Genomic DNA, 11,690 nt, shown 5'->3' with positions numbered 1-11,690 from the left:
ACGGCAAGGTGTAAGGACTACGTCCCGCTTACGCGATTGGCAAGGTGGTGATTGCCGTGCCGCCGGAGTACACCACCCAGGAGTGTTCAGGGTGCGGCTATCTAGTGAAGAAAACTCTAAAGTGCTACGCACCGCTTACGCGACCGACTCGTACTCACCGTTGCCCGCGATGCGGCCTGGTGCTGGATAGGGATGTCAACGCAGCCATCAAAGTGCTCCGCACCGCTAACGCGATCGTCCTGCGCCGTGGTTTAGCCGTGGTTTAGAAATACTGGGCATGGTGTGGAACGGTAGCAAACCGCCATTGCTTCGCAACGCTTCGCGAACGAGAGAGGGAACGCTTGGGGAGAGCGGCACCGCTGCCATGAAGGGGCAACCTGACATGGTAAGTGCGCTCGTGGAACCAAGAACGAGAATCCCCGGCCTACGGCCCGCTGTCGCGAATGCCCTTCAGGGCGGGGAGTATGTCAATCCAAGCTAGCCAGCCGTTTGCGCTTGGAGGGTAAGGAACTCAGGCAGTTTGCGCCTGGCGCGCCAGCCCCGTTGCTGCCAAAGCAGCCAAGGCGCGATCCCGGTAACGGCCATAGCGCTCTTGTTTGCTGCGAACCTTTTGCCCCTCCAGCTCCGGCAAGAGGCCAAAATTGGCTGGCATGGGCTGGAAGTACTTGGGATCGGCGCTGCTGATGAACTGAAACAGGGATCCCATCATCGTCTCCGGCGGCAACGTGATCAAAGGCAGCCCCAGAGCCAGGCGAGCGGCGTTCTGTCCGGCCAGCCACCCCCCCGCCACGGCGCAGGCGTAGCCTTCAGTGCCCACCAACTGGCCGGCAGCCAACAGGGTCGGACGGCGGCGAAATTGCAACGTAGGCAGCAAAAGCTGCGGCGAGTTCAAAAAGGTGTTGCGGTGCATCACGCCAAAGCGGACAAACTCCGCTGCTTCCAGGCCGGGGATGAGGCGAAAGACCCGCTGCTGTTCTCCCCACTTCAGATTGGTCTGAAAGCCCACCAGGTTCCACAGCTTGCCTGCTCGGTCCTCCTGGCGTAGCTGCACCACCGCATAGGGCCGGGATCCCGTGCGGGGATCCACCAGCCCCACCGGCTTCAAGGGTCCAAAGCGGAGGGTGTCTTTGCCGCGCCGGGCCATTTCTTCAATGGGCAGGCAGCCCTCGAAGAACTTGCGCTCCTCTTTTTCAAAATCCTTAAGGGGCACCTGTTCTGCCTCCACCAGCGCCTGCCAGAAGCGCTCGTACTCCGCCTCTGTCATGGGGCAGTTGAGGTAGGCGGCCTCTCCTCTGTCGTAGCGAGAAGCCTGAAACACTACTGCGCGGTTGAGGGAATCCCCGGTAACAATGGGGCTGGAAGCGTCAAAAAAGCTCAGGTATTCCAGGCCGGTGAAGGCTTGCAGCGCCTTGGCTAGGGGCTCGCTGGTCAGGGGGCCGGTGCAGAGGACAGCTATCCCTTCTGGGATCTCGGTCACCTCCTCCCGGCGCAGGGTGATGAGAGGATGGTTGGCGATGGCTTCTGTTAGGGCCTGGCTAAAGCGAGCCCGATCCACGGCCAGGGCTCCCCCTGCCGGCACAGCGTGGCGATCCGCGGTGGCGATCACCAGAGATCCCAGTTGGCGCAGCTCTTCCTTAAGCAGCCCTGCCGCTCGATCGCTGGCTATGGCCCCGAAGGAATTGCTGCACACCAGCTCTCCCAGTAGATCCGTATGGTGGGCCGGGCTTTGCCGCACAGGGCGCATCTCCGAGAGGATGACGGGCACCCCCAGTTGGGCAATTTGCCAGGCGGCTTCTGTCCCTGCCAGCCCCCCGCCCACCACATGGATGGGGGCCACGGTTGGCGATGGATGCGCGGGATGGTGCATCACAGCCTCCAGAGATAGGTATTCCCCGCTAGCAGCTCCCTCAGGCGGCAAAGTGAATGCGCAGGTAGTCCTCTTCCATTTTGGCTCGTGCCGGCTTCATGGCCGCTAGAGCCTGGGGCAACACCAGGTTGCGGCGGTGGTTGCCAATGCGGATGTTGAGCTCGTCGCCAGTTTTGCTCAGCTCCACCTGCTCTTTGGGGATCCCGGGCAAGTAGAGGTCTAGGCGGTACTGGCCGTTGTCGGTAACCACCTGCATTGTCTGCTCAGCGTAGAACACCTCCGCCGGGTTGCGGTCTCCCCAGAGATCCTTTTTCAGGCGGGCCAGGGCGTCCCACCCCACCAGCTCCTCGGGGTAAAGCGGGATCTCCACCACCGGTAGAGGAGCAAAGTCCTCGTGGATCTGCTGGCGATACTTCTGCTGGGCAGCCTTCCAGGCGGCAAAGTAGGGATCCACCACCCCTTCTGGCAAAATGCGGTTGGCGATCACCAAATCGGTGGCGACGCCGTAGAGGCTGAGGTAGGCATGCGCCCGCAGGGACTCCTTGATCACCATTTTTTCGGGGTTGGTGACCAGGCGCACTGAGGTGATGCGGTTGTCGGTAAGGATGCGCTCTAGCCGCTCGATCTTCTGGTAGAACTCGTAGGGGGCATCTAGCACCTGGTCATCTGGCAGGGGGATCCCGGTTAGCCCTTTAACAATCGGCTCGGCAATAGGGCGCAGCACCCGCGCCAACCCCTGTAAAGGTTTGTAGAACTTGCGCATGTACCAGCCGGAAACATCGGGCAAGCTGAGGAGGCGCAAAGCCGTGCCAGTAGGGGCTGAGTCGATGATGAGCACATCGAACTTGCCTTCGTCGTAGTGGCGGTTGACCCGCACCAGGGCAAAGATCTCGTCCATCCCCGGCAGCACCGCCAGCTCCTGCGCCTGCACGCCGTCCAGCCCGCGGGCCTGCAACACCTGCGTGATGTAGGTCTTGACGGATCCCCAGTTCAGTTCCAGCTCCTGCAGGGCATCCAGCTCCGCTCCCCAGAGGTTGGGTTTGACCTCCACCGGCTCGTGGCCCAAGGGCTGGTCGAAACTGTCGGCCAGGGAGTGGGCCGGATCGGTGCTCAGCACCAGGGTTTTTAGGCCAAGCTCGGCACAACGCCAGCCGGTCGCCGCTGCCATCGAGGTCTTGCCGACCCCTCCCTTGCCAGTCATGAGGATGATGCGTTGCATGGGAGCGCCGTTTACATTCTTTTACAGTTCTAGGCTAACCGATTTGCTCTTTTCTCCTCCGAGCAGCCAAGGGCTGGAGGGCAGTCAACAGGTACACTATATGGTTGCTGAGAAAGTAATGGCCAAGAGTCAAGCCGGTGAAGACAGGTGGGAGGTGGAGGATGATGCGTCGCTGGCGCAGTTTGCTGCTACTTGCCATCCTAACGTTGGGCCTGTGGCTGGGATCCCTTCCTGTCCAGGCGGCTGCCGCCTTGCCCCGAGAGCTACAGCAGCTAGAGCAACACGTAGAGCGGCTGCAGAGCCTGGTGGACGCTGAGGATTGGCTGGAGATCCGCTCCTTCATTCACGGGCCGATGGGCCTGACCCGCAAGACCCTAACCAGCCTGGCAAACACCTTGCCCCAGCAGCAAAAGCGGGAGATGCTGCGCTTGGCCAAGGAAATGGGCCGCAGCTTGGAAGAACTGGACTTTGCCGCCAAAGCCTACGACCAACCAGAGGTGGAAGCTGCCCAGGCCAAGGTGAGAAAGACGTTGCAAGAGCTCAAGGCCCTGTTTTCGTAGTTGGGGACAGAGCGGATCAAGTTAAGGGGAAACGCTCCCGCAGATCTTGAGCCACCGGCGGGGGTACCAGGTGGTCAATGGGGCCGCCCAGCTTGGCCACTTCCTTAACTAAGCTGCTACTGACAAAGCTGTGCTCGCTAGCAGTAGCAAGGAAAAGGGTTTCCAACTCAGGAGCCAGGAGCTTGTTGGTGTGGGCCATCTGCAGCTCGACATCAAAGTCAGATAGCACCCGCAAGCCGCGCACAATGACTTTTGCCCCTCGCTGGCGGGCGTAGGCCACCGTCAGGCCGGAAAAGGTGTCGACCTCAACGTTTTTTAGGTGGGCAACAGAGAGGAGGATCTGGGCTTGCCGCTGCTCAGGAGTAAACAGAGGCGTTTTGTTGGGGTTTTTCAGGACTGCAACGATGACTTTGGAAAACAGACGGCTGGCCCGCTCGATGATGTCGAGGTGCCCAAAGGTGATGGGGTCGAAGCTGCCGGGGTAGAGGGCAATCATGCTAGAGAGGGTACCGCTTTTCTTAGCCTACCTGCTCTCGGGCCCACGCCAGATAGGTAGCGCTTACCTGAGCAGCCGGCAGAGCCAGGATCTCCGGCTCCTGGTAGGGGTGGAGCTCCCGCAGCCGCTGTTCCAGGCGGGGATAAGCACTGCTGGGCAACTTAAGCAGCAGCAAGTATTCTTTCTCTGTCTGCAGGGATCCCTGCCAGCGGTAGTGGGAGGTAATCGGGGGCAGCACCTGGGCGCAGGCCACGTAGCGCTCGGCCACTAAGGTGTGGGCCAGGCGATGGGCGTCGGCTTCGGAGCCCACGGTGGTCATGACCACGGAGAGGGTTTCTAGGGCGGTCTTGTCGTCCATTAAAGCTGGCTGTAGGCATTCCTCTCCCCCATCCTACCCTTCAGGCTCCGCAAGAAAAAGGGCAGAGCTAGGCCAGCTCCTCAATAGCCCCACCCAGCCGGGAGGGAGCACCGCCTTCTACCTGAGGACGGGTAGTTTACAATAGAACTCTGCCCGGCTCAGGTCGGGCTTGTATCTTGTCGTTATCTAGGGAGAAACAAGCCTTGCCGAAATTTGCCCTAAAAGCTTTGTGGCTGCAAAACGATTTGGCCATTGCAGTGGATCAAGTAGTGGCCAAAAACCGCAGTCCTCTCACCCGCTACTTCTTCTGGCCCCGAGATGATGCTTGGGAACAGCTTAAGGCTGAACTGGAAAGCAAAAGCTGGATTAGTGAAGAAGATCGCATCAACTTGCTCAACCAAGCCACTGAGCTCATCAACTACTGGCAAAATGGTGGGCGCGACCGCCCCATTAGCGAAGCCCAAGCCCAGTTTCCTGACATCCTCATCAGCGACAGTTCGTGAGTGTTCCCTGCTTCCGCCTGCTATCTCTGCATCCAGGCCATCTTGCTGAGGCTGCCGTCTTTGGGCTAGATTAGCACTCGAGGTTCCAGAGTGCTAACTCTTGACCTAGCCAAGGGAAGGGATCGCTGTCGACCTCGCAGGATCCCGCTCTGCCCGGTAGCACTTAGAACAAGTGGCCTAGTTGCTAGTTGAGATAGCGAGGATCAGGGATTCTATGGCAAAGCAGATTTTGTTTAAGGAAGAGGCCCGCAAGGCTCTAGAAGAGGGCATCAATCAAGTAGCAAACGCAGTCAAGGTTACGATTGGCCCTAAGGGGCGCAATGTGGTTCTAGAGAAGAAATTTGGCGCTCCTCAGATTGTTAACGACGGAGTAACAATTGCTAAAGAAATTGAGTTGGCCAATCCCTTGAAAAATGCCGGTGCCCAGTTGATGCGGGAGGTGGCCAGCAAAACCAACGACGCGGCCGGGGATGGCACCAGTACAGCCACCATCCTGGCCCAGAGCATGATCCAGGAGGGGCTAAAGCACGTTGCGGCAGGAGCTAACCCTGTAGCCCTGCGGCGCGGCATTGAAAAGACCACCGCCTACCTGGTGGAGAAGATTGCCGCCCAGGCCAAACGGGTGGAGGATCGCAAGACCATCACCGAGGTGGCCACTATCTCTGCCGGTAACGACAGCGAGGTAGGCGAGATGATCGCCAAGGCCATGGATGCGGTGGGGCGAGAGGGGGTGATCACGGTCGAAGAGTCCAAGTCGATGGAAACCCAGTTGGAAGTAGTGGAGGGAATGCAGTTTGACCGCGGCTACATCTCTCCCTACTTCATCACCGATACCGAGCGGATGGTAGCGGAATACGAAAACGCCTATCTGCTCATCACGAGCAACAAGCTCTCCAACGTGCAGGAGCTGGTGCCTCTGCTGGAGCGGCTGGCCCGGGAGGGGCGGCCCTTACTGGTGATTGCCGAAGATGTGGAGGGAGAAGCCCTGGCTACCCTAGTGGTCAACAAGCTGCGGGGAGTGTTGAATGCGGTGGCGGTGAAGGCTCCCTCCTTTGGGGAGCGGCGCAAGGCCATGCTAGAGGACATTGCCATCCTCACCGGGGGCCGGCTCATCTCGGAGGAAATTGGCGTCAAGATGGAGAATGTCACCCTGGACATGCTGGGGTCGGCCCGCAAGATCACGGTTACCCGCGACAAGACCACCATTGTTACCGATGGCAGTACTAAGGCGGCCGTAGAAAAGCGGGTAGCTCAGCTCCGCAAGCAGTTGGAGACCACCGATTCTGAGTACGACCGCGAGAAGCTGCAGGAGCGAATTGCCAAGCTGGTTGGCGGGGTGGCGGTCATCAAGGTGGGAGCTGCCACCGAGACCGAGCTCAAAGACCGCAAGCTGCGTATTGAAGATGCTCTCAACGCCACGCGAGCAGCCGTGGAGGAAGGGATTGTCCCTGGCGGGGGGGTGACGCTACTCCACCTTTCCAAGGGGATCCCAGACTTTAAGGCCAAGTTGAATGCCGAAGAGCAGGTGGGGGCAGACATTGTCTACCAGGCCGTGCGGGCGCCGCTCTATCAGATTGCCCACAACGCTGGGCTGGAGGGATCAATAGTGGTGGAAAAGGTTCTGGAGCAAGAGATGCCCTACGGCCTCGACGCCCTGACCGCCGAGTATGTGGACATGTTTGCCCGCGGGATTGTAGACCCGGCCAAGGTGGTGCGCTTGGCCCTGCAAAATGCGGCTTCCATTGCCGCCATGTACCTCACCACGGAGGCCGTGGTTGTCGAGAAGCCGGAGCCCAAGCCGGCCAAAGGCCGCCCGAGCAAGCCGGGAATGATGTAATGATTAAAGCCCTTCTGCAAGCCTAGGCCCCTATTCGGGGGCTTTTTCTTGGGCAGAGCTTTCGGGCCGCAGCAGGGGAAAGGCGATGACATCCCGAATGCTGGGAGCATCGCACAGCAGCATCGCCAGGCGGTCAATGCCTAGGCCAAGACCGCCCGTGGGAGGAAGGCCATATTCCAGAGCCGTGAGGAAGTCTTCGTCGAGAAAGTGGGCTTCTTCCTTGCCAGCTGCCTTTAGGGCTGCCTGGGCCTCCAGCCGCCGCCGCTGATCCACCGGATCGGTGAGCTCCGAGTAGGCGTTGGCGGTCTCCCGCCCAACAATGAACAGCTCAAAGCGCTCGGCTAGCCCCGCCTTGCTGCGGTGAGGCTTGGTGAGCGGACACACCTCCAGGGGATAGTCCAGGACAAAGGTGGGTTGGCGCAGGCGGCTTTCACAGCAGTGCTCAAAGGCCTTGACCAGCAACTGGCCAGGAGAGTCCTGGGGTGAGAGATTGGGGATCCCTTGGGCGGTCAAAGCAGGCAAGAGCTCCTCAGAGCGTCCCTTTTCCACATCGATGAAGATGCCAGTGGCCTCTTCCACGAGCTCTTGCATCGTCACCCGTCGCCAGGGAGGGGTGAGGTCGATGGTTTCCCCTTGGTAGGTAAGCTGCAGGGATCCCCGCACAGCCAGGGCGGCGTTGCACACCAAGGTTTCGGTGAGCTCCATCATCGTGTGGTAGTCGGCAAAGGCTTGGTAGGCCTCCAGGGAGGTAAATTCCGGGTTGTGGCGGGTGGAGATCCCCTCATTGCGAAAGACCCGCCCAATTTCGTAAACCCGCTCGATCCCGCCCACCACTAGCCGCTTCAGGTGCAGCTCGGTAGCAATACGGAGGTAGAGATCTAGATTCAGGGCGTTGTGGTGGGTTACAAAAGGCCGCGCCTCTGCCCCCCCGGGGATAACCTGCAACACCGGCGTTTCAATTTCCACAAAGCCTCGCTCTTCCAGGGTCTGCCGCAGGGAGCGGATGATCTTGGCGCGGTCGAGCAGGGTCTGTTTGACCTCGGGGTTGACAATGAGATCGACGTAGCGCTGGCGGTAGCGTTTTTCCACATCCCGCAGGCCGTGCCACTTGTCAGGCAGAGGCAGCAGGGCCTTGGTCAGGATCTGGTATTCGTCCACCCACACCGACAGCTCCCCTTTTTCGGTGCGCTTGAGGCAGCCCCTGGCCCCCAGCCAGTCGCCCACGTCGATGAGCTTGTCTAGGTTCTTGAAAGCCACCTCCCCCATGCGCTCTGTTAGCCGCTGCTTCTCCAGGTAAAGCTGGATGGTGCCAGAGCGATCTTGCAGAGTCAAGAAAGCGAGTTTACCCATCACTCGCCGCGCCCGGATTCGCCCAGCCACGGCCACCTGGACATCCTCCCGCTCCCCGCCAGGCTCCAGGTCAGCAAATTGCGCCTGCAACTCGGCAGCTAGGTGGGTGACGGGAAAAGAATAGGCATAGGGCAGGATCCCTTGCTCCTGCAGGTGGCGGACCTTTTCTAGGCGGGCAGCCCGTTGAGCGGCTTCGCTGCTAGTGGAAGGGGTGGACATAAGTAAAAACTGCTGAAACCAACAAGCGAGGAAGAGGATCCCGGCTTTGCCCCCGCGCTCCCTAGAAGGCGCTTAGGCTCTAGGACAGGCTTAAGGCTTATCCCTGGGCAAGGCCAGCCAAGAGGGCCTGCACCTGCTGGAGGTGAGCCCAGGCGCTGGAGCTCCCTTCTTGGTATCGACTCAGCTCCGCCTCCAACTGCCCCAGATACCCTGTCCACTCTGCCCAGCGCTCTTGCTCAGCAGCAAGCGCAGCTTGCAGTTGGTTGAGGCGCCCCCAGGTTTCGGCCATTGCCTGGGCACGGGCCCGCAGGGCCTCCTCCTCTTGCTCCAGGTGTTGCCACTCCTGCTCCAGGTCCTGCTGTTGGCGGTTCAGTTGCTCCTGTTGAGCTGAGAGGGAAGCTTCCAGTTGGTGGACAAGCGTTTGCAGGCGGTCTTTTTCCTGGAGCAGCTCCTGCTTTTGCTCGGCCATCTGTCTCAGGAGGGGGCCAATATCCACTCGAACCGGAGCGGCAGCCTGATTCTGTAGCTGCTTGAGGCGAGCCTCGTGGCGGGCTAGTTCCTCGTACTCCCGCTGCAGGTTTTTCTCTTGGGGCAGCAGAGCTTCTTCTAGGGCGCTACAGGCAGCCTGGGCGTAGTCGATCTCCATTTCGAGGTCAAACCGTTCCTCGGGAGAGGCGGTGGCCAGCCGCGCTCGTAACCCCTGTAAGGTTTGCCGGTTCTGCTCCAGCTCAGCCCGCTGCTGGCTAACCTGGGCCGCCCGCTGCTCGTAGTCCCGGCGCATTTGGCTAACCAAAGCCGCCAGCTCCTCCACTGAGACCGCCACCTCCTCCCCTCCGTTGCGGCTGCCGTCAACGATGAAGTCGTACTCCTGAACCAAGCGGTAGGCTTTTTGCTGGAGGCTCTCCTGAGAGTGCAACTGCTGGAGGATCCTCTGCAGTTGCTCTTGGTAAAGCTGCAGGGATCGCTGCTGAACCTGCCAGCTAGCCTGGCTTTGCTCAAGGGCATGGCGGGATCCCCACCAGGCAGCGCGGCGCTCCCGCCAGGCTTGGTAGTCCCGCTCCAGCTCCTCCTGGCAAAGTTGGGCTTGCTGTCGCTCCTGCTCCAGTTGGGCCATCTGGTGGTGGAAGTGCTCCTGCTGCTGCTGAACCTGGCCTTTTAAACTTTGCAGAAGATCCAGGGGCGCCGTAGAGAAGCTTAAATGTTCTTGAACTTCTTGCAACAAAGTCTGGAGCTGGGCTGCTTCGGCTTCCCTGAGGCGGCTGGAGCGAGCTTCCAGTTCCTGCCGCTGTCGGTTGAGAGCTTCTCGCTGCTCTCCAATCAGGCGCTGTTGCTCAGCCAGATAGGCTTGCTGGTTGGTCAGCTCCTCTTTGAGACTCTCCAGAAGTTTGCGCTCCTCCTCGACCGCTTTGTATTGCTCGTACAGCCGCTGCACCTCCTCTTCTTGGGCAGCCAGCTCCATCTCGCGGCGGGTGAGCTCTTGGGCCTGAAAGGTGAGGGACTTGCGCCAATTCTCGATCTCTTCCTCTTGGCTGCGGACTTTTTGCTGAAGTTGGCTGAAACTTTGCAGGTAGGTTACCACTTGGCGAGCAGCTTCGCTGATGCGAGTTACCTGGCGGTTGCCAGAGACCTCTGCTAGCACCAGCGCCCCATCCTTGAAGCGCCCGGCTTCTTGAGCAATGCGGCCATCCAGGGTGATGGATTCTTCGTTGACGGCCACCCAGGTGTTGTCCTGCTGTTGCTTAGCTAGTAGTTGCAGAGACGACTTGGCAAATCCAAGTGGCTTGGAGAGCTCTGCTAGGTACAGCACGCCTAACCCCCTCAAACGTGGACCGCAATAACCTCAATCCTGCTTTAGGGCCGCCCGCTCAACTTGCAGGTTAACCCGCCATCTCAGTTGCTGATCCCAACCTCAACGATAGGGTAAAAAAAACGCCTTTGCCAGAGGTTGCTTGGGGAAACCTGGAGTAGCTATTCAAACTGGCCGCTTAGCCCTAGAGTGATCTAGGGTGAGGTGAAAGGTTCTGGTCAGGGGCGATATGGAGCTGCAGAGTGAACCGCTTGCTATTCGTCGGCGTTCCCCTGCCCCAGCAGTGGTGGTCGCCTCGCAGGTCTACCAGATAGTAGCGCCCGAGGCTGAGCCGCGCCACATTTTGGAAGCCATTGTCTGGCACAAAGAGCAGGAGGTGGAGCGCCAGCGGGAGCAGCTTCCTCTCAAGGAATTGCAACGGCAACTGGAGCAGGCTCCCCCCGTGCGGGATTTCGTGGCCGCTCTCACCCAATCCCCCCACCCCGTCTCTCTCATCGCTGAGGTGAAAAGGGCCTCTCCTAGCCGCGGCATCCTCCGGGATCCCTTTGACCCAGTGGCCATTGCCCGCAGCTATGAAGCAGGGGGGGCCAGTTGCCTATCGGTGCTTACAGATGAGCGGTTTTTTCAGGGCAGCGGCGAGTACCTGCGCCAGATCCGCCAGGCAGTAGGGATCCCCATCCTCTGCAAGGAGTTCATCCTCTACCCCTACCAAATCCTCTGGGCCCGCAGCCTAGGAGCGGATGCGGTGCTGCTGATTGCCGCCATTCTCTCGGATGCCGACTTGGGCTACTTCCTCAAGCTCGTTCAGCGATTGGGCATGGCGGCTTTGCTGGAGGTGCATACCGCTCAGGAGCTGGAGCGAGTCTTAGCCTTGCCGCAACTGCAACAGGCCAAGGGGCGGGTGTTGATTGGCATCAACAATCGCGACTTGAGAACCTTTACAGTCGACTTAAGGACGACACGCAACCTCCTAGCCGCCTACCGGGATCGCCTGGGAGATCTGCCGGTGGTCAGCGAGTCTGGCATCCACACCTTCGCCGATCTGCAGCAGTTGCAGGCCTGGGGGGTGCGCGCCGTGCTGGTGGGGGAAGCCCTGGTCACGCAGCCAGATCCTGGCCAAGCGGTGCGCTCCCTGTTGTCCCCGTAAACTTTTCGCCAGCCACCAAGATGGATCCCCTTCTAGATCGATGAAACGGATTCCGGTGCCAGCCCACATCCACTATGAGTTTCTGCTGCGGGTTTTGGAGCGGCAGACGTTTCCGGCAGTCGAGGAACAGGATTTTGGCAACCGCGGCCGCACGCAAGAGCTGATCACCTCTTTGCGCAAGGCCCTCACCCAACAGTTGCAACTGGAAGAAGAGTGGCGCCAGCGGGGCTACCAAGTGGACTACCGCTGGAACCTGGACGATCCGCCTCCCTCCCCTTGACCTTCTAGCCCCCTGCAAGGCTTAGCATCGAGCTATGGAGGTGTAGA

The 11,690-nt window shown here is 59.9% G+C and carries 12 protein-coding genes; 6 read left to right on the top strand and 6 right to left on the bottom strand.

Annotated elements, in window-relative coordinates:
- The first annotated feature begins 44 nt into the window (after nucleotides 1-44).
- Nucleotides 45-266 (top strand): zinc ribbon domain-containing protein, encoded by a 222-nt coding sequence (locus NW808_RS10370; RefSeq protein WP_414421126.1) that lies wholly within the window; start codon nucleotides 45-47, stop codon nucleotides 264-266.
- Between the two features lie 245 nt (nucleotides 267-511).
- Here the strand turns inward: NW808_RS10370 and trmFO are convergent, their stop codons facing one another.
- On the bottom strand, nucleotides 512-1,867 hold the full coding sequence (trmFO, locus tag NW808_RS10365) for an FADH(2)-oxidizing methylenetetrahydrofolate--tRNA-(uracil(54)-C(5))-methyltransferase TrmFO (protein WP_414421125.1): 1,356 nt from the start codon (nucleotides 1,865-1,867) through the stop codon (nucleotides 512-514).
- 40 nt (nucleotides 1,868-1,907) lie between these two features.
- Nucleotides 1,908-3,086: a TRC40/GET3/ArsA family transport-energizing ATPase gene (locus NW808_RS10360; protein WP_414421124.1), complete on the bottom strand. Its 1,179-nt coding sequence runs from the start codon at nucleotides 3,084-3,086 to the stop codon at nucleotides 1,908-1,910.
- Between the two features lie 161 nt (nucleotides 3,087-3,247).
- On the opposite strand from NW808_RS10360, the gene psbQ reads away from it, so the two are divergent.
- A complete protein-coding gene (gene psbQ, locus NW808_RS10355) occupies nucleotides 3,248-3,646 on the top strand; it encodes a photosystem II protein PsbQ (protein ID WP_414410174.1) in 399 nt (132 codons plus the stop codon).
- Between the two features lie 16 nt (nucleotides 3,647-3,662).
- Here psbQ and coaD read toward each other — a convergent pair whose 3' ends face one another.
- Nucleotides 3,663-4,142 (bottom strand): pantetheine-phosphate adenylyltransferase, encoded by a 480-nt coding sequence (gene coaD / locus NW808_RS10350; RefSeq protein WP_414390724.1) that lies wholly within the window; start codon nucleotides 4,140-4,142, stop codon nucleotides 3,663-3,665.
- A 22-nt stretch (nucleotides 4,143-4,164) separates the two neighbouring features.
- Entirely contained in the window at nucleotides 4,165-4,500 is a 336-nt protein-coding gene (gene cutA, locus NW808_RS10345) for a divalent-cation tolerance protein CutA (protein ID WP_414421123.1), read from the bottom strand.
- Between the two features lie 173 nt (nucleotides 4,501-4,673).
- Between cutA and NW808_RS10340 the strand changes: the two genes are divergently transcribed.
- Nucleotides 4,674-5,003 (top strand): 30S ribosomal protein PSRP-3, encoded by a 330-nt coding sequence (locus NW808_RS10340; protein ID WP_414396119.1) that lies wholly within the window; start codon nucleotides 4,674-4,676, stop codon nucleotides 5,001-5,003.
- Between the two features lie 214 nt (nucleotides 5,004-5,217).
- On the top strand, nucleotides 5,218-6,840 hold the full coding sequence (gene groL / locus NW808_RS10335; RefSeq protein WP_414405214.1) for a chaperonin GroEL: 1,623 nt from the start codon (nucleotides 5,218-5,220) through the stop codon (nucleotides 6,838-6,840).
- Nucleotides 6,841-6,870: 30 nt separating this feature from the next.
- Here groL and lysS read toward each other — a convergent pair whose 3' ends face one another.
- Together lysS and hmpF are read right to left on the bottom strand one after the other, a co-directional pair.
- The gene (gene lysS / locus NW808_RS10330; RefSeq protein ID WP_414421122.1) at nucleotides 6,871-8,409 is read right to left on the bottom strand and encodes a lysine--tRNA ligase; all 1,539 of its coding nucleotides are present in this window, start codon (nucleotides 8,407-8,409) and stop codon (nucleotides 6,871-6,873) included.
- Nucleotides 8,410-8,506: 97 nt separating this feature from the next.
- A complete protein-coding gene (gene hmpF / locus NW808_RS10325; RefSeq protein WP_414421121.1) occupies nucleotides 8,507-10,216 on the bottom strand; it encodes a pilus motility taxis protein HmpF in 1,710 nt (569 codons plus the stop codon).
- A gap of 229 nt (nucleotides 10,217-10,445) precedes the next feature.
- On the opposite strand from hmpF, the gene trpC reads away from it, so the two are divergent.
- Both trpC and NW808_RS10315 read left to right on the top strand, forming a co-directional pair.
- Nucleotides 10,446-11,363: an indole-3-glycerol phosphate synthase TrpC gene (trpC, locus tag NW808_RS10320; RefSeq protein ID WP_414421120.1), complete on the top strand. Its 918-nt coding sequence runs from the start codon at nucleotides 10,446-10,448 to the stop codon at nucleotides 11,361-11,363.
- 40 nt (nucleotides 11,364-11,403) lie between these two features.
- On the top strand, nucleotides 11,404-11,643 hold the full coding sequence (locus NW808_RS10315) for a DUF5340 domain-containing protein (RefSeq protein ID WP_414396092.1): 240 nt from the start codon (nucleotides 11,404-11,406) through the stop codon (nucleotides 11,641-11,643).
- Nucleotides 11,644-11,690: the final 47 nt, after the last annotated feature.

The organism is Synechococcus sp. W70.1 (assembly GCF_047461515.1).
Taxonomy (GTDB): domain Bacteria; phylum Cyanobacteriota; class Cyanobacteriia; order Thermostichales; family Thermostichaceae; genus Thermostichus.
The sequence above is the reverse complement of the archived record's forward strand: the minus strand, read 5'-3'. Positions and strand labels throughout refer to the sequence as shown.

Bases quoted from the DNA above. Each gene is read 5' to 3' on its own strand.
- psbQ (WP_414410174.1), top strand. From the start codon at position 3,248: ATGATGCGTCGCTGGCGCAGTTTGCTGCTACTTGCCATCCTAACGTTG.
- groL (WP_414405214.1), top strand. From the start codon at position 5,218: ATGGCAAAGCAGATTTTGTTTAAGGAAGAGGCCCGCAAGGCTCTAGAA.
- NW808_RS10360 (WP_414421124.1), bottom strand. From the start codon at position 3,086: ATGCAACGCATCATCCTCATGACTGGCAAGGGAGGGGTCGGCAAGACC.
- trmFO (WP_414421125.1), bottom strand. From the start codon at position 1,867: ATGCACCATCCCGCGCATCCATCGCCAACCGTGGCCCCCATCCATGTG.
- cutA (WP_414421123.1), bottom strand. From the start codon at position 4,500: ATGGACGACAAGACCGCCCTAGAAACCCTCTCCGTGGTCATGACCACC.
- trpC (WP_414421120.1), top strand. From the start codon at position 10,446: ATGGAGCTGCAGAGTGAACCGCTTGCTATTCGTCGGCGTTCCCCTGCC.
- NW808_RS10315 (WP_414396092.1), top strand. From the start codon at position 11,404: ATGAAACGGATTCCGGTGCCAGCCCACATCCACTATGAGTTTCTGCTG.
- lysS (WP_414421122.1), bottom strand. From the start codon at position 8,409: ATGTCCACCCCTTCCACTAGCAGCGAAGCCGCTCAACGGGCTGCCCGC.
- coaD (WP_414390724.1), bottom strand. From the start codon at position 4,142: ATGATTGCCCTCTACCCCGGCAGCTTCGACCCCATCACCTTTGGGCAC.